Raw genomic sequence first — 24,259 nt, forward strand, 5'->3', positions numbered from 1 at the left:
TAATGCAACAGCCCTCGTCAGAAATGACGGGGGCTTTTTGCTGCCTGAAATTTGATAAAGTGCACGCAACTCACACCCGCTGGGACTCGTATTTTGACGTCTGAGCTCACTTAGGGGCGCTTTTACGGCATGGAGAACTATGAAAAATCAACTAGATCCGACGATAGCTCGCGGCATATATCAGCATTACAAAGGGCCGTATTACCAAGTGCTTGATGTGGTACGGCATTCTGAGAGTGAAGAGTGGTTGGTGTATTACCGAACCTGCTATGGCGATTGGAGTCGCTGGGTGCGGCCATACGATATGTTTGTTGGAACAATCAAGATTGATGGCGTTGAGCAGCGGCGCTTTGCTTATATTGCCGCTACTTTGAGTGAGCTGGGCTTGTTAGAGCCGACTGTTTAAGCCGTGGGTTATGCTTGAACCACACGCAGGCGAGAGCCACAAGCCTAATTAACGTTTAGCCCTGCTCAATTAATCGCATAGATAAGTCGATTGCGCGAATATCTTTAGTGATTGTGCCTAGCGAAATATAATCGACGCCTGTTTCAGCAATGCCACGAATAGTCTCGTGATTGACATTGCCAGAAGCTTCAAGCGGGATGTCACCAGCGGCTAATTGAACTGCCGTGCACATGTCTTCTAAAGAAAAATTATCGAGCATGATACGGTCTGCTTTAGCTGCAATAGCTAGCGCCAGCTCATCGAGGTTTTCTACCTCAACTTCAACTAAGCGATCACTAGCGTAAGCTCGTGCAGCGCTAATCGCGGCTGCAATAGAGCCGGCGGCCATGATGTGATTTTCTTTGATCAAAAAGGCATCGTAAAGGCCGAGGCGATGATTCATGCCACCACCAACGCGAACAGCATATTTTTGCGCAATGCGCAGGCCAGGCAATGTTTTGCGTGTATCGAGAAGGCGAGCCTTCGTGCCCGCTAGCATTTGAACCAAAGCATGCGTGTGAGTTGCAGTTGCCGACAAGGTTTGCAGGAAATTCAGAGCAGAACGTTCGGCAGTGAGCAGGCTTCGCGCGCGGCCACTAATGCGCAAAAGCTCTGTGCCAGCAGGCACGACTTGACCTTCTTTCACCTGCCATTGCAGCACCAGCTCACGGTCGACTGATAAAAATGTCGCCTCGACCCAAGGCATGCCCGCCATAACCATGTCTTCACGGGTGATGATGCGCGCCACTGCCTGTTTACCGTGCGGAATAAGTGCTGCAGAAATATCACCATTGCCAATATCTTCCACAAGCGCCGAGGCTACGTTTGCGGCTAAAGCGGCATCGATCATTTCAGGTTTCATATGAGCTCTCAATAAAGGTGAACGCACTGCTTGCGGTGAGCTGCGAAGACTGTGCGAATGAGTGGCGGCTGGTCAAAAAATTACGCAGCGTGTCATTATTGGCGCAAGTATAAAGCCAGACGCGCAGGTCGTCATGGTCAGCGCGGAATGGATTGGGTAGTCTAGCGGAAAGAGTTTTCATCGAGCATGTCGTCGTGAGCACAGTTCCTAGTCAATCATTAAGTATTTGTCCTCAGCATTGGTTGAAGGGTGCACGGCATTGCCCATCGCCATTTTTTAATGCGCGCCCGAATAACGAAATTTCATTGGCAGTGATTCATAACATCAGCTTGCCGCCTGGTGAATTTGGCGGCCCACATATTGATGCGTTATTTACGGGCAAGCTAGATGCGCAAGCGCACCCATATTTCGCTGAAATTGCAGGCATGGAAGTCTCCGCGCATGTGCTGATTCGCCGCGATGGTGAGCTGGTGCAATACGTCGCGTTTGATCAGCGCGCATGGCATGCCGGTAAATCGACATATAAAGGTCGTGATAATTGCAATGATTTCGCCATCGGCATTGAATTAGAAGGCTGCGATGATCAGCCCTTTAGCGATAAGCAGTATGATGCCCTCAATGAGTTATTAGCCGTATTGGCCGAGAACTATCCGGCTATAAATGGCGAATTGATAGGCCATAGTGATATAGCGCCGGGGCGGAAAACAGACCCTGGCCCCCGTTTTGATTGGTCGCGTGTTGTCGCGACTGCACCGCAAGTTGAGGCGCTTGCTGAGCACATCCGGCCTCCTGGAGAAAACACATGACGTTATTGCTCGCCCTGATCGCTATTGCCGCTTACTTTTCAATGCCGGAGGAGTGGCGACTACGCTTGTCAACGCCACTTCCGCATTGGCTGGGATGGAGTCACCGTGTGCCGGTTGGCAATAGCCTTCGCCTAGCAATCGCGGTGATTGTGCCAATGATTATTTTGGCCGTAGCGCTTCAATTATTAGATGGGCTGGCAAGTATTTTCGTGTTTTTGCTCAGTGCCGTCATTGTTATTGCTGTGTTTGGCGATAGTCAGGCAAATCGTATTTTTCAGCAAAATCAAGCCGAATGGGCGGGCAGCGAATGGCCCAGTGATGATGAGCTACTAGAGAACGCTCTGAGCTTGGCGCGCCAGCATCATCTGCGCAGTCAACTTAATGAGCTCTTCGCACCACTGTTTTGGCTGCTGCTAGCAACACCGGTCGCTGCGCTTGGCTACTATCTACTGCGCCGTGTCGCTTTCGATGAGCAAGCAGTTGAGTTGAGCACTGAAGCCGGTGATGACGCCGCAGCAAGTGAGGAAAGCCTAGCTGTAATTTGTTTACGACTGGCCGACTGGATCCCTGCGCGTTTACTCGCACTCAGCTTTGCATTGGCGGGCAATTTCACCTCCACCTGGGCTGCAATTAGCGGGCGTATATTGCGCACCGAAACTGTTGCATACGAGCTCATTGACGATGCTGCTGAAGCTGCTGAGCCCATCGCCATTGATCCATCGCTTACGCCCGCAGTCGGCCTCGCTACCGCCATGCATCAGCTCGAAAGCTTGCTGCAACGAGCACTAGTGGTGTGGATGGTGTTTCTTGCCGTCAAGACACTTTGGCCGGGCATGTGATTCGGCTGGCGCAATGCCTTTTTCTCGGCATTGCGCTAGGGCTGGCTCCAGCAGCAAACGCCCTAAGTCATTGGCAGGATGATCAAGGCCAGTCATGGACTGCGCCGAAAAAGCTACCGACGCGATGGATTGTGCTTGGCCCGCACTTGGTCGAAATGGCCGAGGCCATTGGCGCAAAGCAGCACATTGTTGGCGTACAAGATGATCATCCCATTCCGGGGCGTTACGACGTTAGCTTGAGCGGCCATGCAGTGGTCGGGCAATCGGGAAGCATTAGCGAGGAGCGTGTTCGCGCTTTACGACCCGACCTTGTCGTGTTTTGGGCGGCTGGGCTTTCGCCGGTGCAGCAGCGTCGTTTACAACGGTTGGGAATTCCTTTGCTGGCCATCGCGCCGAAAACACTGGATGACATTCCTGAGCGTTTGCGTTGGCTCGGCGCGTTGTCTGGCTTTGGCAAAAATGCGCAAAGGCTCGCCGATAGCGAGCTATCAAATCTCACTAAAGCTCGCCAAGATTTTGCTGATGGCCCACGCTTACGTGGCTTTTACCAAGTCTGGCAACAGCCGCTGTATTCCTTGTCACGACAAAATCTAGTCAGTCAGGCCATGGCTGTATGCGGCGTCGATTCCATTGTGCCGAGCGGTAATATCGAAGCCCCCATCATGAATGTAGAGGCCATTTTAGCCGCGCGCACAGAGATCATTTTAGTTGGTGTGGATGAGCTGCCTAGGGCGCGTGTGTTTTGGCAGCGATTTAGTACGTTGCCTGCGGTGCAGCGAAATGCCATTGTTGGAGTTGATGATTTCGCGCTCACTCGGCCAGGATTATCCTTATTACGCGCTATTCCAAGCCTGTGTCAGGCAGTTTCGCCTTGGCGTATCCGACAGAGCGTGCCAGAATCGCAGTGACTGGGTAGTCATCGCATTGCGCTTACCCGCGCTAGCCGAGAGACTGCCTTTATCCAGCCCACAAGGCTGTCACCCGCTAAGCCTAATAAGGAGGCAACCATGGCGCGGTCCCGTCAGTACGGTGATTCTGATCCAATCGAAACACAAGAATGGTTTGATGCTCTAGTTTCAGTAGCAGAGAACGAATCCCCCGAACGAGCACGACAATTATTAGGTTGGCTCGTCGGTCAAGCACCGCAATTTGGCATTCAAATTGATCGCTTAAACACCCCCTATTTAAATACCGTTCCGCGCGAAAAAGAACCACTGATGCCCGGTGATCCTAATCTCGAATGGCGCCTGCGTTCGTTGATTCGCTGGAATGCCTTGGCGATTGTCATGCGCGCCAACCAAAACAATGACGATGAGCTTGGCGGACATATCGCCACCTTCGCCTCGTCGGCGACACTTTACGATGTGGGCTTTAACCATTTTTTCCGTGCCCCAAATGACGAGCAGCTTGGCGATCTTATTTATTACCAAGGCCATTCGGCGCCAGGGATCTACGCGCGCTCATTTCTCGAAGGTCGCTTAAGCGAAGAACAGCTCAGTCGTTATCGCCGTGAAGTTGGCGGTGGTGGTTTGCCAAGCTATCCACATCCTTGGTTGATGCCGGACTACTGGCAGTTCCCGACAGTCTCGATGGGCCTAGGTCCAATCATGTCGATCTACCAAGCCAATGTGATGAAGTATTTAATCAACCGCGAATTGCTGCCAGATCAAGGTCGCAAAGTCTGGGCATTTCTGGGCGATGGCGAGATGGACGAGCCAGAGTCCTTGGGCGCTATCGCCTTAGCTGGCCGCGAAAAGCTCGACAATCTTATCTTCGTCATCAACTGTAACTTGCAGCGCCTCGATGGCCCTGTGCGCGGCAATGGCAAAATCATTCAAGAGCTAGAGTCGGTGTTTCGTGGTGCTGGCTGGAAAGTCATCAAGGTCGTTTGGGGTAAAAAGTGGGATCCGCTACTCGCTCGCGATGACACCGGTGCTTTAAAACAACGCATGTTGGAGGCTGTCGATGGTGAGTACCAAGCCTTTAAAAACCAAGGCGGCGCTTATACTCGCGAGAAATTCTTCGGCAAATATCCTGAGCTAGCTGAGCTAGTAAAAGACATGAGCGATGAAGAAATTGCCAGTTTGGACCGCGGTGGCCACGACCCATTCAAGGTCTATGCAGCCTACGCAGAAGCGATGGCGGCAAAGGGCCAGCCAGTGGTTATTTTGGCTAAAACCATTAAGGGTTACGCAACTGGTGCTGGCGAAGCCGCCAACAAAACTCACCAAATGAAAATGCTAGATGTTGATTCATTACGTATGTTTCGTGATCGCTTTGACATGCCATTTAGCGATGATCAGCTGAAAGATCTGCCATTTTTCCGTCCACCTGCAGATAGTCCAGAAATGAAATATCTGCATGAACGGCGGCAAAAGCTAGGCGGCTATTTGCCGCAGCGTCGAACTGAAGGCACAGCGTTGCCGGTGCCTACGCTAGATCAGCTCAGCACCATAACGACGGGCTCTGAACGGCCGATTTCGACCACGATGGCATTGGTTCGCTTGATGGGTGTGCTGCTGAAAATGGATGGCTTAGGTCGACGTATCGTGCCGATTGTGCCCGATGAAGCGCGCACTTTCGGTATGGAAGGCATGTTCCGTCAGCTTGGCATTTACTCCAATGTTGGCCAGCTGTATGAGCCTGAAGATCACGCGCAGCTGATGTATTACCGAGAAGATGTCAAAGGCCAGATCTTGGAAGAAGGCATTAACGAAGCTGGCGCGATGAGTGCGTGGATTGCTTGCGCTACCTCGTACAGCATTCATAACCAACCCTTGGTTCCGTTCTACCTGTTCTATTCAATGTTTGGCTTCCAGCGCATTGGCGACTTGGCTTGGGCTGCTGGCGACTCACGCGCACGCGGCTTTTTAGTTGGCGCTACTTCGGGCCGCACCACGCTAAACGGTGAAGGCTTGCAACACGAAGATGGCCATTCGCACGTGCTGTCGGCGACCGTGCCGAACTGCGTGAGCTATGACCCAACTTATAGCTACGAAGTTGCCGTCATTGTGCAGGACGGCTTGCGCCGCATGTTTGGCGAGCAGGAAGATGTGTATTACTACCTGACTACATTGAACGAAAACTACCCACACCCACCGATGCCGGTTGGTTGTGAGGAGGGCATTCGTCGTGGTCTGTATAAGTTCCAGCCAGCTAAGCGTGGCAAAGGCCCAGAAGTTCAGTTGATGGGCGGTGGCGCTATCTTGCGCGAAGTTGAAGGTGCAGTGGCCTTGCTGGCCGCTGTTGGTGTGCGTGCTGCAGTTTGGAGCGCGCCGAGCTTCACCGAGTTGCGTCGCGAAGGTCTCGATGTAGAGCGCTGGAATACACTGCATCCTGATGAGAAGCCGCGCAGCGCATGGGTCACTGATCAGCTGACTGGTAGCAAAGGCCCAATCATTGCTGCCAGCGATTATATGAAAGTTCACGCCGATCAGATTCGTGCCTTCATTCCCGATGGCCGTGCGTATCGTGTTTTGGGTACCGATGGCTTCGGCCGTTCCGATTCGCGCAAGCAGCTACGCCGTCACTTTGAGGTCGATTCAGCACATGTGGCATACGTCGCATTGGCAGCCCTGCACGCTAGCGGTGATATTGCACTAGATGCCTTGTTGGCCGCTCGCGAGCAATGGGGCATTGACCCCGAGCAAGCACATTCGGCGACAGCTTAAGGAGGGCGCTATGACTATTTCTGTGAAAGTGCCTGATCTAGGCGTCGATGCCGCCGAGGTGATTGAGCTGTTGGTTAAGCCTGGCGAGACAGTGAAAAAAGAGCAGCCCATCGCGGTGTTGGAGTCTGACAAAGCCAGCCTTGAGTTACCGGCACCAGAAGACGGCGTGTTTGTGTCTTGGTCGGTGGCGGTGGGCACTAGCGTGAAAGAGGGTGATGCGCTGTGTGTGATAGAGGTGGCTGGTGCGGATGCAGCATCGGCTGCGGAGAAGCCAGCTGAAGCGAAAGTTGAGGTTGCTTCAGAGCCTAAGGCCAGTACTGAGCCTGTTCAGGAGGCTAAAGCTTCATCAGCTCCAGCGGCATCAGCCCCAGTAGTTGATAAGTCGGCTGAACCCCAAGCGCCTCGTGCACCGGCTGCGGCCTCAGCTGCCGAAACGGCGCCCAGCAAGGCTGTTCATGCCGGCCCTGCTGTGCGGCGCTTAGCACGCGAGCTGGGCGTTGACTTAGCCGCGCTGCCATCAGGGCAAGGCCCTAATGGCCGCCTGCTGAAAGAAGATGTGCATACGTGGGTGAAATCGCGCTTGAGCCAAGCACCGGCTAGCGGTGGCGGCTCTGGCATGAACTTTGGCGAGCTACCTCCTGAGCCGGACTACACGAAATGGGGTGAGATCACACTGACGCCGCGCTCGCGTATTCAGCGTAAATCAGCTGAAAACCTCGCACGCTCAAGCCTGATGGTGCCGCAAGTCACGCAGTTTGATTTGGCCGATATTACCGAGCTTGAGGCGTTTCGCTTAACCCAGCGCGACCGCTTTAAGGCCGATGGCCTATCGCTGACCATGACTGCTCTGGCGGCGAAAACGGTAGCGTATTTGCTACGCGAAATGCCGCAGTTCAATGCCTCTTTGAGCCGTGATGGCGAAAGCTTGGTGCTCAAGCAATACGTCAATCTTGGCATCGCGGTAGATACGCCCAATGGTCTGATGGTGCCGGTGTTGCACAATGCTGACCGCATGAGCTTGCGCGAGATTGCCGAGCAGCTAGGTGTACTAGCCGAGCAAGCGCGCTCCGGTAAATTGCCACCAGCTGCAATGCAGGGCGCTAGTTTCACTATTTCGTCGCTCGGCGGGATTGGCGGCACGGCGTTCACGCCATTAGTGAACTGGCCGGAGGTCGCTATTTTGGGACTATCGCGAGCGAGCAAAGCGCCGGTATGGAATGGCTCAGCGTTTGAGCCACGCCTGCAGTTGCCGTTATCACTGAGCTATGACCATCGCGTGATTGATGGTGCGGCGGCGGCGCGTTTCACTACGCGACTGGCGGCGCTGATGGCGGATATTCGACAGTTGCTGATTTAAAGCTAACGCGATGTAGAATAAAAAACCGCCGCCACTGGAACTCAGTGGCGGCGGTTTTTTACATCAAAACATCTTATTCATTCACGTATGCACGGTTTAGCCAGAGCGCTTACGCCACAACACTTCGTTGCCACCATCGGCTCGCGCTAACTGCCTCGCCAAGACAAAAAAGTAGTCCGACAGGCGATTTAGATACTTAATCGCCTGCGGATTTACCGTTTCTGCATCGGCCAAAGTCAGTGTACGCCGCTCGGCACGCCGGCTCACCGTGCGAGCCACATGTGCCGCCGCTGCCGCTGGCGAACCGCCGGGCAAGATGAAGTCCTTCAACGCCGGCAACTCAGAATTCACCGCATCAATCGCCGACTCTAAACGCTCCACATAGGCTGCTGTGACTAGCTCATAGCCGGGGATGCAAAGCTCACCACCGACATCGAACAGATCATGCTGAATATGCTCCAACATAATCTGCGCCGAATGATCGGCCGCGAGCGCGGCGCGCAACATGCCAACCTGAGCATTGGTTTCATCCACAGTGCCATAGGCCTCGACCCGCAACGCATCCTTGCGCACACGACTGCCATCGCCGAGTCCAGTAGTGCCGTCATCACCGGTGCGCGTGTAGATTTTCGTCAGGCGATTGCCCATGGTGCTGCTCCTGAAAAATCAGTGAAGTAGTGAGCTTTAGCTTAGAAGCGATAGTTGGCTGTCACATAAGCACTGCGATCAGCCGTACGATAGCCTTTAACTAGTTCGTAGTCTTTGTCGGTAAGGTTATCGAGGCGCAGACCTAGATCTAGCTGCTTCATCACCTGCCATTGTGCGTAGGCATTAAATGTCGCAAAGCCGTCATTTTTCCCGCCAAAATCATCTGTTTTATTTCGTGAAAGATGCTGAGTGCCAATCGATACTGTATCGCTTACAGCGTAATTGACATCAGCATTGAGTTGCAGGCGAGGGCGGCGAATTAATTCCGCTCCAGTGCTTTCGTCGACGTTGCGAGCACGAACCACACCAACGCTATAGCCCACACGACCTTGTTTGCCGCTGAGATCTAACTCCACGCCTTCGAGTGTCGCAGACTTCGTGTTGGCAAGTTTAAAGCCAGGGCCAAAGTTGATCAGGTCCTGCACATCAGTGCGATAAATGTTAACGCTAACTTTATGGTTAGGGAGGTAGCGCCAAACCGCACCAATGTCGTGCTGACGGCTGGTTTCTGGCTTCAAGTTTGGGTTGTTAGAGGCAAAGCTGTCATCGAAAAGTTCGGCAGCTGTTGGAGCACGAAAATTGGTGCCATAACCGGCGTAAATATCGATCGCTTCAGACACTGCGTAACCAACACGCACAGCGCCAGTATTCTGCACGCCCCATTGTTCATGGTTTTCATAACGACCACTTAGGCGATAGCTGACATCACCTACGCGATGCTCATTAATGAGGTAGGCGGCGTGATCGTTGAGGGAGCGATTGATGCTTGGCGCTTGAGTCTTTTCATAGCTAGCATTTAGGCCACCCGTTACAGTGCCGATAGCACCTGTTTTAACCGTGTGCAGCCAATCGATGCTGTTTCGCAAAGTGTTAATTTTGCTTGCGCCCCAACTGTTTTGGTTCGACAGGAAGGTTTTGTTATGGCCAAAACTAAAGCGCTGTTTATAGTCTTTGGAGAGCTCGGTTTCGTAAGCAAGATTAACGATAGATAAGTTACCGTCGGTTTCACCATCATCATATTCGGCATGCTGCTCTTTAAAGATCGCCGAGGCATCTATGGAGTTTGTGGCGTTAATTTCATGACTGGCGAACAGGCGAGCGGTGCGCTGGCGGCCACCATCTTTATCGGGTGAGTTGACGAAGAAGTTTGCCGCTTGGAAGTTTTCATTGCCGGCGTCAAAGCCCTGCGTATCTAGCTGACCGAATGATGCCCCGAGCTTAGTGCTATTGCCGCTGTGACTTAGGTTAACTGTACTTTCTAAGGTGCCGTAGCTGCCTGCACGCACGCTGATACTGTTTTGGTTTCCTCGGCGCGTGAAGATCTGAATCACGCCACCCATGGCGTCTGAGCCATATTGGCTGCTATAGCCACCGCGCACTACTTCGACACGCTCAATATCATCGGCACGTAGTAAGGAGAAATCGAACTGGCCGACATTGCTGTCATTTGCGCGCACGCCATCGATCAAAACTAATATTTGTTTGGCGGCGAAGCCACGTAAAAAGACTCCGGTCGATGTTAATGAGCCGCCATTTGGCGCTATGGCAATGCCGGTAGCGTTGCGGAGGATGTCGGCTAAAGTTGCTGCCTGCTGACGCTCAATATCGGCTCGAGTGATGACTGTGGCTGCATCTAGGCGAGCATTTGATTGCTCTAAGGATCGGCTGGCGGTAACGACGACTTCGTCGAGGCTTGGTGCGCTTGCGGCTATGGCGGGCAGTGCGCCAAAAGCGGCCACTGGGGCTAGGAATAACGACAGGTGTTTCATGTGTTTAAGTGACTCTCGTGCTGTTTGCATCCCCGCAAACAAGGCTGAAAAAGCCAGCACGAAGGCCGAGTGCGCCGAGAGATGGCGCAAACATGCTTCGGATAGAGCGCCCGCCGCGCTGGCCGTTGTTTGCAAAAGTCGGTCTCCGGGCTGTCTGGCGGGCTAAAAGCCGAGGGTACTCACCTTCCCATCCTGTTGGACAGTGGCGATTTGAGTACCTTAACCAGGGTCACCGTTGCGGGGGCAGCGTTGGTTTTACACCAACTTCCCGTCCGTTCGTCGGAACAGACCAGCGCTTACGCTGAACACTTTTGCGCCCCTAGTGTGATAAAGCGCGAAGGCTTTGTCTATTGCTATATGAGTGCGTACGACTTTGGTTGCAGGTTTGGCGCGTAAGGGTGGTTTTGCTTATACAAATGGCAAACAAGGGCTACCACTCATCGGGAAGTATTACAGATGAGTAACATTGCCTCTTTGCTAAAAATGACGCATATCTGACGGCTGTTGGAATAACAATAACGAGGCCATACATGAAATACACTGCACAACGCCCACGACGCTTACCGCTGGTGGCTGCAATCGCCGCTGTCGGCCTGATGGGTTCCATTCCTGCCCAAGCTTTTCAGTTTGATGTAACCGATGAAGTTAAAGGCTCTGTTGATACTACTTTGACCTATGGCGCGCTGTGGCGTGTGACAGCCCAAGATAAAAACTTGCTGTTGCCTGCAAATGGGGGTGTTCGGAATAGTGGCAACTACGATAACGGTAATGCCAACTACGAGCGCGGCGACTTAGTTTCGTCGCTTTTCAAAATGTCCAATGATGTATCGTTGGACTATAAAAACTTGGGTGCGTTTTTAAGAGTTTTATCTTTTTACGATCATGCGATTCAAAATAAAGACTTTGATCCGGAGCGTGCAAATCAGCGCACTATTCGTAACCGCTTAGGCCATGACTATGAGATATATGATGCCTATTTGCGCGGTAATTTTGCAGTTGGCGAGCGTAGCTTAGGCGTCCGTGTTGGCAAGCAAGTAGTTAGTTGGGGTGAAAGTACATTTATTCCAAATGGTATCAACACTTTAAACCCGGTGGACGTTGCCAAGCTACGCGCGCCTGGGTCAGAGCTAAAAGAAGCATTTCTGCCTATTGGCATGACTCAGCTCACTCTTGATGTTACTGACAATATGAGCCTAGAGCTTGTGCATCAGTATCAATTCAGAGAGACACGTATTGAGCCTAATGGCTCGTACTTTAGCACTAACGACTTTGCATCTCCCGGCGGCGAAAAAGTTCTAATCGCTGGTGGCGCGGCAGTTGAGGATCGCTCTGATTCATTTGGCAGAGGGGTTTTTATTAAGCGTGGAGCCGATAAAAAGCCTAGTGGGACAGACCAATATGGTGTGGCAATTCGTATACTTGCTCCTGATTTGAATAACACTGAATTCGGCATCTATCACGCCAACTATCACAGTCGTACGCCGTTAATTTCAGGAACTGTATCTAACTCGGGGAAAACTGGTGCTGCCGCAACCGCAGATGCTAGTTATGTAGTGGAGTATCCTGAAGATATAGCCATGTACGGCCTAAGCTTTAATACATTAGGTCCTCTAGGCGTGGCACTTCAGGGCGAATATTCATATCGCCCGAATCAGCCGTTGCAATTGGCGGCAAACAACTTACTCAATGAGTTGTTATCGTTTGGCAATTTACCTTTGAATACTGGAATTGCAGGCATGAATCCTGCTGATCCAGCCAACTGGGGTAAGTTTGTGGAAGGCTATAAAAGAGTTGGTGTGCATCAAGCTCAAATTACAGCGACCCAAACGTTTGGGCGGATGTTGGGTTCCTCGCAAGTAGTTGGGGTGGCAGAGGCGGGTTACGCTTACTTAGACCTACCAAGTGGTCTTGACTTCAACGGCACTGGTCTTGACTACACAACTACTCCAACTGCACCCGGGGGTGCTTTCACAAACAAAGGTATTATGACGCGTAACTCTTATGGTTACCGTGCTTTGGTGAGAGCAACTTATAACAACGCGTTAGGCGCCATTAATCTAACGCCACGAATTGCCCTCTCGCATGATCTCCGCGGTACAAGCCCAACTTTCACGCAAGGTAATAAGGCTGTAAGTGTTGGTGTTGGCGCCGATTACCAAAGTAAGTGGCAAGCTGACCTGTCTTACACCAATTTCTTTGGTGGTGAAAATATTGTTGCTCCTGCTGACCCAACCAGAAGCTCAACTACTCAAGCACTGGCAGACCGCGACTTTATCGCTGCTTCCGTCAGCTATGCCTTCTAATCTAACTATAAGAGCGAGAAGACTTTTATGAAAAATATGACAAAACATCTACTGGCCGCTGCTATTGCAGCGACTGTGGCCATGCCGGCATTTGCGGCGGTAAGTGCAGATGAGGCTGCCAAGCTGGGTAAGTCGCTGACGCCGATGGGTGCTGAGCAAGCAGGTAACGCGGCCGGCACTATCCCGGCGTGGACCGGCGGCTTGACCACAGCAGGCGCTGGCTTCAAAACCGGTAATCATTACAAAGACCCGTACAACGACAAGCCATTGTTCACAATCACTGCAGCAAATGCCGACAAATACAAAGACAGTTTGACCCCAGGTCAGATGGCAATGTTGAAAAAGTATGCAGACTGGAAGTTAGTCGTTTATCCAACGCGTCGTAGTTCATCGTTTCCGAAAGGTCATTACGATGAAACCATGGCCAACGCTACTCGCGCTTCGTTAACTGAAGGTGGCAACGGCATTAAAGGCACTGACGGTGGTGTCGCGTTCCCCATTCCGAAAAATGGTTTGGAAGTTATTTGGAACCACCTAACCCGCTATCGTGGTGAAGCTTATGCAACAAACTGGAGCCAAGCTGCTGTTACGCGCGACGGTTCCTACACGCCGGTGCGTTTTGAGTATGAGTTTGAATTCCATTACGGCAGCTTGACTAAGCCAAAAGCGGAGCGCGAACCGAACAAGCTCTTCAACTTCTTGCAATCTGTGACTGCACCTGCGCGTCTGGCCGGTAACATTCTGCTGGTTCACGAATACGCTGACCAAGTGAAAGATCCGCGTCGCGCTTGGACTTATAACCCAGGTCAGCGCCGCGTTCGTTTGGCGCCAAACGTAGCCTATGACAACCCAGGCACCGCTGCTGATGGCTTGCGTACCAACGATGACTTCCAAATGTTCAACGGTGCTACTGATCGTTATAACTGGAAACTGGTGGGCAAAAAGGAAGTCTACATTCCTTATAACTCGTACAAAATCAGTGGCAACGAGATGAAAATGGCTGATGTGCTGAAGCCCGGTCACATCAATCCTGATGCTGCTCGCTATGAGCTGCATCGTGTCTGGGTAGTTGAAGCAACACTGAAGCCTGGCACTAGCCATGTGTATTCCAAGCGTACCTTCTACATCGACGAAGACTCTTGGATGAACGTGCTGCAAGACTCTTATGATGGCCGTGGCCAGCTTTGGAGAACATCTGAGCAGCACAACATCAACTACGCCGATGTGCCCATGCAGTATCCAACTGTTGAGGTTCATTATGACCTGCAGTCGGCTCGCTACTTGGCGATGAGTCTGCGTAATGATGAGAAAACAGTGTATGTGCCGATCAAACGCTCAGCCGCTGATTTCTCGCCAAACGGCCTACGTCGTGCTGGCGTTCGCTAAGCGCGGTTGAAGTGAAGAAAGCCAGCCATCGTGCTGGCTTTCTTATATTTGTTTATTGGGAGTGCGCTATGCGTACAGTGACGGTAGTAGCCTTTAGTTGTGGCCTAATATTATTGACGATGCCAAGTGCTTGGGCCGCCAATGTATTGGAGCAAAACGGTCTTACGCCTATTGGTGCTGAGAGAGCGGCGAATGCTTCAGGTGTTATACCCGCATGGACGGGTGGTATTAGTCGGTCACCAGTAGGCTTTAAGGAAGGGGATCATTATCCAAACCCATATGCCAGCGATAAGCCGCTGTATTCGGTAACTGCTAGCAATATGGCGAGTTATGCCACACAGCTTACGGCTGGTCAGAAGGCATTGCTGAAGAAGTATCCGACGTGGAAGATGAACGTATATCCGTCACGGCGCAGTGCGGCTTTCCCGCAGTCGGTTTATGACGATTCTGCGGCAAATATTAAGCGTGTTAGCTTGGTCGATGGTGGGAATGGTTTTGTTGGCACAAGCAGCGGTGTGCCATTTCCGCAACCAGCCTCTGGTGTGGAGGTGATTTGGAATCACATCACTGCATATCGGGGCAATAGTTTCTCTGTGAGTAGTCAGCAGGCTGCCGTGACAGTTTCTGGCGACTACACGCCGGTACGTTTCGAGACAATGTATGACTTTCAGTACAACAATCAAACAAAGTCATCTGCTGAGCGCGAGCCCAATAAGCTCATCAATGTGATTTCGCAAATCACCGCGCCAGCACGCTTAGCGGGGCAGGCGTTGTTGGTACATGAGTATATTGATCAAGTGAAGAATCCACGTATGGCGTGGACATATAACCCTGGTCAGCGCCGTGTGCGCCTAGCCCCTAATGTGGCTTACGACAACCCAGGCGCAGCTTCCGATGGCCTACGAACGAACGATGACATTACCTTGTTTAATGGCGCGACGGATCGTTATAACTGGACGTTAGTGGGTAAAAAAGAGCTGCTAGTGCCATACAACGCTTACGCACTAGGCAGTGATAAGTTGAAGATTAGTGACATCGTTATGCCCGGTCATATTAATCCGGCGCCCGCGCGTTACGAGCTGCACCGTGTTTGGGTCGTAGAGGCTCGGTTGAAGGCAGGCATTAGTCATCTTTACAGCCGGCGCACATTTTACGTCGATGAAGACTCGTGGAGCATTATGGTTGCGGATACCTATGATCAGCGCGATCAGCTCTGGCGCGTCTCGGAGCTGCACACTGTGCAGGCACATAATATCCCAGCGTTACTGCCAGTTGCAGAGGTGCATCACGATTTACTGTCTGGACGCTATCTTGTATCTGGATTGATAAATGAGGAGCCTCGTGTCTATCGCGCTGAACGATTCAAGTCGTCAGACTTTTCACCAAATGCCTTGCGCCAAGGTGGTATGCGCTAAAAGCAAACAAAAGTTTGATTGGTTTATTATTTGAACAATTAGATTTTTGTTCGTTGTGAACACCTTGTTACGTATGTATAAGTAGGCGCTGAACACCCATAAAAAATAATAAAAGGTATTCGCCATGATCGCACGCGCCCTCCGCCGAAAACCGCTAGCCTGCGCTATTTCACTACTCTCATGCACACTGGCACTGCCCAGCCATGCGGCACGCTTCGACTTCGCCGATGGTGACGGTACATTTGTCTTTGATACATCACTCTCCGTAGGGACTCTGATCCGAACTGAGGATCCAGACCCTCGCGTCGTAGGTATCGCGAATGGCGGCACATCACGGAGCGTTAACGAAGACAGTGGCAACATAAACTATAAGAAAGGCGAAGTTGTCTCGACTGTTTTAAAAGCTAGCCATGACGTTGATTTGTCATATGGTAAAACAGGGCTTTTTGTTCGTTTTGGCTACGCTGCTGATCTAGCCGCACAAAATAAAGATGAGCTTGGTTTAGAGGCACATAAGCGCCTTGACTTTGATATGCAGGCTTACGATTGGTACTTGCGTCATAGCTTTGATATCGCGGGTCGTAATTTGAACCTTCGGGTAGGTAGTCAAGTTGTGAGCTGGGGGGAGGGTGCGCTGATTCAGGGTGGGGTCAATGTCATTAACCCGATCGACCTTCAGCGTTTGCGGGTTCCAGGCTCGGAGCTGAAAGAGGCATTTATTCCAGTACCAATGGTCTATGCATCACAACAAATCACTGATGACGTCACCCTTGAGGCTTTCTATCAGCTGAAATGGGAACACTTTGAAATTGATCCCTTCGGAACATTTTTCAGTACTACTGATGTGTTTAGCCCAGGAGGTCGAGAGGCATTTACTGGCTTTGGGCGTACGCCTGATCGTGGGCCTGCCAATCCTGGTCCTGCCGCTAGCGACACATCCGCAGTGCCTCGTATTGGAGATCGTGACGCCCGCGATGATGGTCAGTTCGGTGCGGCACTGCGTTGGTTGGTTGGTGAGACTGAGCTAGGGTTTTACGCCATCAACTACCATAGCCGCTTGCCGTTAGCCAGTTTGCTAGCTGGGGAAAAAGATGCTGCAACACCTTTTTTACGAGATGCAAACACCGCTAGTGTTTTTGCTGAATACCCAGAAGACATCCAGCTCTATGGGCTGAGTTTTAGTACACCAGGGCCATTTGGCATTGCTTTGAGTGGCGAATACTCGTATCGGCCTAATTTGCCAGTGCAAATTAGCACCACCGAGCTGACGCTGGCGGCACTAGGCTTGCCTAATCAGGCAGGGGTTCCCGATGATCCTGAAACTGACCAGTACATTCAAGGCTATCGCAGTGTCGAAGCGCATCAGCTGCAAATTTTAGCCATTAAAGCGATTCCCAATGTGCTAGGAGCGACACAAGCAATTGCGCTGTTTGAGGCGGCTGCATTTTATCAAGACCTACCCGATGGTATTAAATTCAACGGTCCTGGTGTGTATTTGCCATCTGCTCAAAATGGGCAAGTCCGTGTAGGTGGTACGGTGCCTGTAGATTTTCCTTATCCAAATGCCGTGGTCGCCAATGGCTCGGTGCAGCCTGGGGATGAAGGCTATGCCACCAAAGCTTCTTTTGGTGTTCGCCTGATTGGCCGCCTGGAGTACGCGAACGTATTTTCCGGCGTGAACATGCTGCCGCGCATAGTCTATGCGGGTGACCTAAAAGGTGTAAGTCAGTTCTTTAATGAAGGGTCTCACTCAATTTCCTTGGGTGTAAACGCAGTTTATAATCAAGTGTGGAGCGCTGACTTTTCATATACCAACTTCTTCGGAGGGAGAGTCTTGAAAGGTACTGATTGCAATGCTCCAGCGCCTGTCGTTCCCGATCTTTCTCTTGTTCCTCTACCTGTAGATCTTTCTAGCCTTCAGGGCGGTGTAGCCTGCGGTGCGCCATCTGGCCCAACCACATTACCAAATGGCCAGTCACGTAACTATGAAAGTATTACCAACCCCAGCATAGATCGCGACTTTGTCGCGGCTAGTCTCAGCTACTCCTTTTAATAACTAAAATACACGGAGCTATTATGAATTTTTCTAAACTTGCCTTAGCCGCTGCGCTAAGCATTATTGGCAGCTCTGCTTTAGCGGTCGGTGCTGATGAAGCCGCAAAGCTGGGCGGAGAGTTAACACCAGTGGGTGCTGAGAAGGCAGGCAATGCCGACGGCACTATTCCGGCATGGACAGGTGGCATCACCAAGGCGCCTGCGGGCTTTAAGGAGGGTGATCACTACCCGAATCCATTTGCCGGTGAAAAAGCAAAGTTCACTATTAGCGCAAGCAATATGGGTCAATATGCAGCTAACCTCACTGCGGGTCAGCAGGCGCTGCTAAAGAAATATCCAACGTGGAAAATGAATGTATATCCCACGCATCGTACAGCGGCTTATCCACAAGCTATTTATGAGGCATCAAAGGCTAATGCCACGCGTGTGAAATTAGCGCCTGGTGGCAATGGCTTTGATGGTGCCTCGGTTGGTGTGCCTTTCCCTATTCCAAAAACTGGGGTTGAGCCGATGCTCAATCACATCACTGCTTATCGCGGTGATAGCTTCGCAGTTAGTAACCAGCAGGTGGCTGTGACGACAGGCGGTAGCTATACCCCAGTACGGTTTGAGTATGAGTACGACTTTCATTACAACAACTTGCGTAAATCACCGGCTGATCGTGAAGACAATAAGCTGACAAACTTTTTGCAAACAGTCACCGCGCCAGCACGTTTGGCAGGCCAAGTACTGCTTATTCATGAGTACATAAACCAAATCAAAAACCCACGTCAGGCATGGAGCTATAACCCTGGCCAGCGTCGCGTGCGCTTAGCGCCCAACGTTGCCTATGACAATCCGGGGGTTGCGGCGGATGGTTTACGAACAAACGACGATTTCACACTGTTTAACGGTGCCACTGATCGCTATAACTGGACTCTTGTCGGGAAAAAAGAGATCTATGTGCCTTACAACTCTTATGATCTAGGCAGCAACAAAATTAAGATCAGCGATATTATTCGCCCGGGCCACATCAACCCAGACCACGCACGTTATGAGCTACATCGTGTGTGGGTAGTCGAAGCCAAGCTGAAGAGTGGCACCAGCCATATCTACAGCCGCCGTACTTTCTACATTGATGAGGACTCTTGGACGATTTTAGCTACAGATGCCTACGATGGCCGTGGTCAACTTTGGCGCGTTGCTGAGCAACATGTATTACAAGCCTATGATATTCCAGGCATCAACCCCACTGCTGAAGTGCATCACGACTTGCAGTCGGGCCGTTACCTAGCAATGGGTTTAGTTAACGAAGAGTCGAAGGTGTATACCCGTATTTCGCGTAACGCGTCGGACTTTTCTCCGTCGGGCTTACGTTCTATGGGTACACGATAACAACTTAAGTAGATTGCTAAATAAGGAAGCGTGACTATGTCGAAAGCCATTCCGGCGTTATTTCTGGTGTTTGTCGCCGCTACCCTGAGCTATGCATTTTCGCATCGTTCAGGGCCGCCGCTACCCAGCACCGAAGTGCAGCTCACAACTACCATGATGATGTCGGTCGCGGAGATTGATGACTTGCGCATTGGTGTTGGCGAGCGCGGACGTATTTTCCGGCAAGCAACACCAGATGCGGCTTGGCAATCGATTAAGTCACCGACTGAAACCACACTAACGCGCGTGAAGTTTTTTAATGCCAAGCGCGGTTTGGCTGTTGGGCACGACTCAATCGTTTTACTGACCAATGATGGCGGTTTGACGTGGAGCATCACGCATGATGATCCTGAGTATGAAACACCGTTGCTCGATGTTGTCTTTGTCGATGCCGACCATGCATTTGCCATTGGTGCTTATGGCTTGTTCATGGAAAGCAAAGATGGCGGCAAGACGTGGGAAACGCGCATGATTTTGCCTGAGGGCGGCGATCGTCACTTAAATGCCATTGCGAAACTGGGTGATGGCACTTTGGTGATCGTTGGCGAGCTTGGTACTGTGCTGCGCTCGGCCGATGTCGGTGTCACATGGCAGCCTATCAAGTCTCCATATGACGGCACGCTGTTTGGTATTAACTCGGTTGGTGCAACGGAAGTTGTTGGCTACGGCATGCGCGGCAAGATCGTGCGAAGCACCGACAGCGGCTTGAGCTTTGTCGAAATTAATAGTCCAGTGACAACGTCTCTCTTCGGCTCCACGCTATCGGAGAGCGGCCAGCTATTGCTCGTGGGTCAAAGTGGTGAGGTCTTAAGTAGCCGCGATGGCGGACTTACTTTTAGCCAATCAAAAATCGAAGGTAGCCCCATGCTGACTTCGGTAATGGAAACTGCTACCGGCGCGACTGCCTTCGGTGAGCAGGGCGCTCATCCCATTAGCTTTAACTGACCAGGACGATATTTATGAGCATGCATGGTTTGGTTCAGTCACTGTCTAATTTGTTATTTGGGCATCGTAAGTTTTTCCTCGGCCTGTTTGCGGCCATGACAGTTTTATTGGGGATGTCGGCATCACAGCTACGGGTGGATGCTGGTTTCGCCAAGATGATTCCGCTCGAACATCCGTATATGCAAACCTTTACGGAGTATCAAAAAACTTTCGGTGGTGCCAACCGCGTATTGATTGCGCTGCGGACCAAAGATGGCAAAGACATCTACAACCCTGAGTTTTTCGACACACTGAAGAAAGTCACCGATGAGGTGTTCTTTTTGCCCGGCATTGACCGAGCTACAGTGACATCGCTATTTACACCGAACGTACGCTTTATTGAGGTGGTGGAAGAGGGCTTTGCTGGCGGTAACGTTATTCCAGCGACTTTCCAAGGCACACCAGAAGACCTAGAGCAGGTTCGAGGCAACGTACTTAAGTCCGGTCATGTTGGGCGTTTGGTGTCGAACGATTTTCAAGGCGCGATGATCTCTTCTTCGCTGTTAGAGGTTGACCCGACAACGGGTAAGAAGCTGGACTATCAAGTAGTTGCGAAAAAGCTTGAGGATATTCGCACTAAATACGCCAACGACAATGTAGACATTCACATCATTGGCTTTGCTAAAGCAGTGGGCGATATTGCTCAAGGCGCTGCAGGTGTATTGGTGTTTTTCGTAGTGGCATTTTTCATCACTGCATTGCTGCTGTTGTGGTACTCCGGTTCGGCAAAAATCACTGGCCTAGCGTTGCTATGCGCCACGGTACCAGTGGTCTGGCTGCTCGGTATTTTGCCGCTGATAGGCTTTGGTATTGACCCGTTATCTATTCTTGTTCCCTTCCTGATTTTCTCTATCGGGGTTAGCCATGCGGTGCAGATGACTAACGCATGGAAGCTGGAGGTAGTGTCTGGTCACGGCGCGCTAGAAGCAGCACGCTCGGCATTTGCTAAGCTCTTTGTGCCTGGCGCTATGGCACTACTGGCTAACGCTGTTGGCTTTATGGTGATCGTGTTTATCGCCATTGATATTGTGCGTGAACTTGCCATCACAGCCAGCCTTGGTGTGGCGGTGATGATCATCACCAACAAAATGTTGCTGACCATTCTGCTGTCATATTTAAAGTTATCGCCAAAAGAAACGGCGAAGCTGCAAAGCCAAGGTGGCGATGATCGCGGCGATTGGATGTGGTCGCGCATCAAAGTGTTTGCTACGCCAAAGGCCGCTGTGGTGGTGCTGATCGTCTCGGCACTATTGATGGCCGGTGCTGCCATACAGTCGCGCAATATGAAAACTGGCGACTTGGGCAAGGGCATTCCCGAGCTACGTGATGACTCGCGCTATAACAAAGATGTGGCGGCGATTGTCGATAGCTTCTCGATCGGCGTCGATGTCTTGTCTGTGATTGTGAAGAGTAAAGATATCGATGGCGCTTGCACCAATTTCCCGGTGATGGATGCTATCGATCGCTTTGAAAATTACATGCGCGATGTGAATGGCGTGCAAAGCACGATCTCATTGGCGGGCTTGTCGAAAGTGGTCAACGCCGGCTGGAACGAGGGTAATCCACGTTGGCGTGTGCATTCGCGTAACCAAGCCGTGTTGGCGCAGTCGGTAACCCCGATTGATACCGGGACTGGTTTGTTGAACACCGACTGTAGCGTTATGCAGGTGCTTATTTTCACCAAGGATCACCAAGGTGAAACGCTGACGCACATCATCCAAGAAGTGAAAGATTACACGGCGGCTAACCCGCAGCCGAACATCGATTTCCTCTTAGCCAGTGGCAACGTGGGCATCATGGCGGCGACTAACGAAGCTGTTGATGAAGCTGAGCCCATCATGCTAATGCTGTTGTTCGCGGCGATTTCTTTGCTGTGCTATGCCGAGTTCCGCTCGATCGCAGCGGTGCTTTGCATCGTGGTGCCATTGGCGATTGTGGCCGTGCTGTGCAACGCCTTGATGGCAACATTAGGCATTGGCCTGAAGGTTTCGACCTTGCCGGTGGTGGCGCTTGGGGTGGGTGTTGGTGTTGACTACGGCATCTATCTGTTCGAGCGTATGAAGCATGCAATGGCTGATGGCGACGACCTGCCTAGTGCCTTCCATAAAGCGCTTCAGCAGCGTGGTACTGCGGCGATCTTTACCGCGATTACCATGAGTGTGTCGGTGGGTACTTGGGCATTCTCAGCGCTGAAGTTCCAAGCCGATATGGGCATCTTGCTGGCGTTCTTGTTCTTGGTGAACATGCTTGGCGCCATCTTTGTCTTGCCAGCGCTGGCAGCGTTCTTGGTGAAAGATAAGAATGCTAAAAAGCCTTCATAAGTAGTGAGCTGAATGTAAAAAGGCCGGTCATATGACCGGCCTTTTTATTTGTACATTAAGAGCGAAATGGTTACTCAATGCGTGCTGCGCCAAACATAAAGCAGTTGCTCTGTACGTTTGGCGTGTACCTTAAACTCCTGGCAATGTGTAGCCAGCGAGTTGCTCACGTAGCTTCACTTTTTGCATTTTGCCGGTGGCGCCAAGTGGGATGGCATCGACGAAGACAACGTCATCAGGGATTTGAAACTTGCTAATTTTGCCAACGAAGAAAGCCAGCAGTTCAGCAGAAGTGAGCGAGCTATCGGGCTTTTTCACCACAGCTAGCATCGGACGCTCGTCCCACTTTGGATGAGGCATGCCGAGGCAGGCGGCCATCACCACGTCATCGTGAGCCATGGCTAAGTTTTCCACATCGATAGAGCTAATCCATTCGCCGCCAGATTTGATGACGTCTTTGCTGCGGTCGGTGATCAGTAAATAGCCTTCAGGGTTGATGGTGGCGACATCGCCAGTGGGGAACCAGCCGTCTACTAGCGGGTCGCCGCCTTCACCTTTGAAATAGCTTTGGATGATCCATGGGCCGCGGACTAGTAGCTCACCTTGTGCTTTGCCATCGTGAGGTAGAGCATTACCTTCGTCATCGACAATTTTCAAATCCACCCCAAATACAGGACGACCTTGCGTGCAGAGAATCTTCAACTGCTCATCGGGTGAGAGTTTTAGATGATGTTTGCGCAATGAGCATACAGTGCCTAAGGGCGACATTTCGGTCATGCCCCATGCGTGTAGCACGGTGACATCGTAGATATCGCGGAAGCGTTTGATCATGGCTGGCGGGCAAGCAGAGCCGCCAACTACGGTACGGCGCAAAGTGCTAAAGCCGACTTTGGCATCGGCCATATACGACAGCAGCATTTGCCAAACAGTGGGCACGCCGGCGGCAAAAGTTACCTCTTCTGACTCGAGGAGGTCATGGATGGATTTACCGTCCATGGCTGGGCCGGGGAAGACTAGCTTGCAGCCAACAGCGGCGGCGGCGAACGGAATGCCCCAGGCGTTAACGTGAAACATGGGTACTACGGGAAGCACAACATCGCGCGATGAGAGGTTGAGCGCGTCTGGTAGGGCGCCGGCGTAGGCGTGCAGCACGGTGGAGCGGTGGCTATAAAGCACGCCTTTGGGATTGCCGGTGGTGCCGCTGGTGTAGCACAGGCAGGAAGCGTCGTTTTCATCGAGCACAGGCCATGTGTAGCTGCTGGAGTGCTTGTCAATCCACGCCTCATAGCTGATTAAATTGCTCAGGCCAGTATCGCTGGGCAGTGCTTCGGCATCGCAGAGTGCTATCCAGGCTTTTACGCCAGGGCAGTGCGCGGCAATGCCTTTAATGATGGGTAAGAATGTCATGTCGAAGCACACAGCCTCATCTTCGGCATGATTGACGATGTAGGCGACTTGCTCGGGATGCAGACGCGGATTGATGGTGTGTAGCACGCGGCCACTGCCTGAGACGCCGTAGTAAAGTTCCATGTGGCGATAACCGTTCCATGCCAATGTGCCAACACGGCTGCCTTGCGCGATGCCCAGTTCATCGAGGGCATTGGCGGCCTGACGTGCACGCTGTGCACACTCGCCAAATGAGCTGCGATGAATATCGCCTTCAACGCGGCGGCTGACAATTTCGACATCGGGATGGAAGCGTTCAGCAAAGTCGATAAGGCTAGAAATAGATAATGGCGTCTGCTGCATTTGGCCTTTCATAAGGGCTCCGGTCGGCGCGGGCTGTGATTGCCGCTGTCTTTTGTTATTAGAACTGAATAGTCACCGAGTATTGCAAGCCATGGTGTTGATGACCAGTGGGCAGTAGCCGAGAAAGCAAAAAGCCCGACCAAAGTCGGGCTTTTTTAGACCAATGCATCGTGGTTTAA

General features: G+C 51.7%; 17 protein-coding genes and 1 riboswitch. Of the genes, 13 read left to right on the plus strand and 4 right to left on the minus strand.

Annotated features, from left to right (window positions below; genetic code table 11):
- Nucleotides 1-139: 139 nt before the first annotated feature.
- Complete coding sequence (locus AC3DKE_RS08845; RefSeq protein ID WP_340674543.1) at nucleotides 140-406, plus strand: DUF1653 domain-containing protein; 267 nt, start codon at nucleotides 140-142, stop codon at nucleotides 404-406.
- 55 nt (nucleotides 407-461) lie between these two features.
- On the opposite strand, the gene nadC is transcribed toward AC3DKE_RS08845, so the two are convergent.
- A complete protein-coding gene (gene nadC, locus AC3DKE_RS08850) occupies nucleotides 462-1,307 on the minus strand; it encodes a carboxylating nicotinate-nucleotide diphosphorylase (protein ID WP_340674544.1) in 846 nt (281 codons plus the stop codon).
- 194 nt (nucleotides 1,308-1,501) lie between these two features.
- Here nadC and ampD point away from each other — a divergent pair, with 194 nt between their 5' ends.
- The 5 genes from ampD (at nucleotide 1,502) to AC3DKE_RS08875 (ending at nucleotide 7,980) form a co-directional block, all read left to right on the plus strand.
- Complete coding sequence (ampD, locus tag AC3DKE_RS08855; protein WP_484216724.1) at nucleotides 1,502-2,113, plus strand: 1,6-anhydro-N-acetylmuramyl-L-alanine amidase AmpD; 612 nt, start codon at nucleotides 1,502-1,504, stop codon at nucleotides 2,111-2,113.
- On the plus strand, nucleotides 2,110-2,952 hold the full coding sequence (locus tag AC3DKE_RS08860) for a hypothetical protein (RefSeq protein ID WP_487990478.1): 843 nt from the start codon (nucleotides 2,110-2,112) through the stop codon (nucleotides 2,950-2,952). Before ampD ends, AC3DKE_RS08860 begins: the two co-directional genes overlap by 4 nt.
- Nucleotides 2,907-3,860: an ABC transporter substrate-binding protein gene (locus tag AC3DKE_RS08865; RefSeq protein ID WP_487990479.1), complete on the plus strand. Its 954-nt coding sequence runs from the start codon at nucleotides 2,907-2,909 to the stop codon at nucleotides 3,858-3,860. Before AC3DKE_RS08860 ends, AC3DKE_RS08865 begins: the two co-directional genes overlap by 46 nt.
- Before the next feature lie 99 nt (nucleotides 3,861-3,959).
- Nucleotides 3,960-6,623, plus strand: a complete 2,664-nt coding sequence (gene aceE, locus AC3DKE_RS08870; protein WP_487990480.1) for a pyruvate dehydrogenase (acetyl-transferring), homodimeric type — start codon at nucleotides 3,960-3,962, stop codon at nucleotides 6,621-6,623.
- A gap of 10 nt (nucleotides 6,624-6,633) precedes the next feature.
- A complete protein-coding gene (locus AC3DKE_RS08875) occupies nucleotides 6,634-7,980 on the plus strand; it encodes a 2-oxo acid dehydrogenase subunit E2 (RefSeq protein WP_487990481.1) in 1,347 nt (448 codons plus the stop codon).
- 96 nt (nucleotides 7,981-8,076) lie between these two features.
- Here the strand turns inward: AC3DKE_RS08875 and AC3DKE_RS08880 are convergent, their stop codons facing one another.
- Both AC3DKE_RS08880 and AC3DKE_RS08885 read right to left on the minus strand, forming a co-directional pair.
- A complete protein-coding gene (locus AC3DKE_RS08880) occupies nucleotides 8,077-8,628 on the minus strand; it encodes a cob(I)yrinic acid a,c-diamide adenosyltransferase (RefSeq protein WP_487990482.1) in 552 nt (183 codons plus the stop codon).
- A 41-nt stretch (nucleotides 8,629-8,669) separates the two neighbouring features.
- On the minus strand, nucleotides 8,670-10,457 hold the full coding sequence (locus AC3DKE_RS08885) for a TonB-dependent receptor plug domain-containing protein (protein ID WP_340674551.1): 1,788 nt from the start codon (nucleotides 10,455-10,457) through the stop codon (nucleotides 8,670-8,672).
- 119 nt (nucleotides 10,458-10,576) lie between these two features.
- Nucleotides 10,577-10,766, minus strand: a riboswitch (cobalamin riboswitch).
- A 221-nt stretch (nucleotides 10,767-10,987) separates the two neighbouring features.
- On the opposite strand from AC3DKE_RS08885, the gene AC3DKE_RS08890 reads away from it, so the two are divergent.
- From AC3DKE_RS08890 to AC3DKE_RS08920, 7 genes are all read left to right on the plus strand, one after another.
- Complete coding sequence (locus AC3DKE_RS08890) at nucleotides 10,988-12,760, plus strand: DUF1302 domain-containing protein (protein ID WP_411730043.1); 1,773 nt, start codon at nucleotides 10,988-10,990, stop codon at nucleotides 12,758-12,760.
- A gap of 27 nt (nucleotides 12,761-12,787) precedes the next feature.
- Nucleotides 12,788-14,146 (plus strand): DUF1329 domain-containing protein, encoded by a 1,359-nt coding sequence (locus AC3DKE_RS08895; protein ID WP_411730044.1) that lies wholly within the window; start codon nucleotides 12,788-12,790, stop codon nucleotides 14,144-14,146.
- Between the two features lie 68 nt (nucleotides 14,147-14,214).
- Entirely contained in the window at nucleotides 14,215-15,561 is a 1,347-nt protein-coding gene (locus tag AC3DKE_RS08900) for a DUF1329 domain-containing protein (RefSeq protein ID WP_340674554.1), read from the plus strand.
- Between the two features lie 124 nt (nucleotides 15,562-15,685).
- Nucleotides 15,686-17,614 carry a DUF1302 domain-containing protein gene (locus AC3DKE_RS08905; protein ID WP_340674555.1) on the plus strand — a complete coding sequence of 643 codons (1,929 nt, stop codon included), beginning with the start codon at nucleotides 15,686-15,688 and terminating at the stop codon, nucleotides 17,612-17,614.
- A 23-nt stretch (nucleotides 17,615-17,637) separates the two neighbouring features.
- Nucleotides 17,638-18,990: a DUF1329 domain-containing protein gene (locus AC3DKE_RS08910; protein WP_340674556.1), complete on the plus strand. Its 1,353-nt coding sequence runs from the start codon at nucleotides 17,638-17,640 to the stop codon at nucleotides 18,988-18,990.
- Nucleotides 18,991-19,026: 36 nt separating this feature from the next.
- Nucleotides 19,027-19,974: a WD40/YVTN/BNR-like repeat-containing protein gene (locus AC3DKE_RS08915; protein WP_340674557.1), complete on the plus strand. Its 948-nt coding sequence runs from the start codon at nucleotides 19,027-19,029 to the stop codon at nucleotides 19,972-19,974.
- 14 nt (nucleotides 19,975-19,988) lie between these two features.
- A complete protein-coding gene (locus tag AC3DKE_RS08920) occupies nucleotides 19,989-22,334 on the plus strand; it encodes an efflux RND transporter permease subunit (RefSeq protein WP_484217419.1) in 2,346 nt (781 codons plus the stop codon).
- Between the two features lie 129 nt (nucleotides 22,335-22,463).
- Here AC3DKE_RS08920 and AC3DKE_RS08925 read toward each other — a convergent pair whose 3' ends face one another.
- Nucleotides 22,464-24,092: a 3-(methylthio)propionyl-CoA ligase gene (locus tag AC3DKE_RS08925; protein ID WP_487990483.1), complete on the minus strand. Its 1,629-nt coding sequence runs from the start codon at nucleotides 24,090-24,092 to the stop codon at nucleotides 22,464-22,466.
- Between the last annotated feature and the right edge of the window lie 167 nt (nucleotides 24,093-24,259).

It is taken from the genome of Paraperlucidibaca sp., from assembly GCF_982810325.1.

Coding starts and splice junctions, on each gene's coding strand:
- AC3DKE_RS08845 (WP_340674543.1), top strand. CDS start 140: ATGAAAAATCAACTAGATCCGACGATAGCTCGCGGCATATATCAGCAT.
- nadC (WP_340674544.1), bottom strand. CDS start 1,307: ATGAAACCTGAAATGATCGATGCCGCTTTAGCCGCAAACGTAGCCTCG.
- AC3DKE_RS08860 (WP_487990478.1), top strand. CDS start 2,110: ATGACGTTATTGCTCGCCCTGATCGCTATTGCCGCTTACTTTTCAATG.
- aceE (WP_487990480.1), top strand. CDS start 3,960: ATGGCGCGGTCCCGTCAGTACGGTGATTCTGATCCAATCGAAACACAA.
- AC3DKE_RS08875 (WP_487990481.1), top strand. CDS start 6,634: ATGACTATTTCTGTGAAAGTGCCTGATCTAGGCGTCGATGCCGCCGAG.
- AC3DKE_RS08880 (WP_487990482.1), bottom strand. CDS start 8,628: ATGGGCAATCGCCTGACGAAAATCTACACGCGCACCGGTGATGACGGC.
- AC3DKE_RS08885 (WP_340674551.1), bottom strand. CDS start 10,457: ATGAAACACCTGTCGTTATTCCTAGCCCCAGTGGCCGCTTTTGGCGCA.
- AC3DKE_RS08890 (WP_411730043.1), top strand. CDS start 10,988: ATGAAATACACTGCACAACGCCCACGACGCTTACCGCTGGTGGCTGCA.
- AC3DKE_RS08895 (WP_411730044.1), top strand. CDS start 12,788: ATGAAAAATATGACAAAACATCTACTGGCCGCTGCTATTGCAGCGACT.
- AC3DKE_RS08900 (WP_340674554.1), top strand. CDS start 14,215: ATGCGTACAGTGACGGTAGTAGCCTTTAGTTGTGGCCTAATATTATTG.
- AC3DKE_RS08905 (WP_340674555.1), top strand. CDS start 15,686: ATGATCGCACGCGCCCTCCGCCGAAAACCGCTAGCCTGCGCTATTTCA.
- AC3DKE_RS08910 (WP_340674556.1), top strand. CDS start 17,638: ATGAATTTTTCTAAACTTGCCTTAGCCGCTGCGCTAAGCATTATTGGC.
- AC3DKE_RS08915 (WP_340674557.1), top strand. CDS start 19,027: ATGTCGAAAGCCATTCCGGCGTTATTTCTGGTGTTTGTCGCCGCTACC.
- AC3DKE_RS08920 (WP_484217419.1), top strand. CDS start 19,989: ATGAGCATGCATGGTTTGGTTCAGTCACTGTCTAATTTGTTATTTGGG.
- AC3DKE_RS08925 (WP_487990483.1), bottom strand. CDS start 24,092: ATGAAAGGCCAAATGCAGCAGACGCCATTATCTATTTCTAGCCTTATC.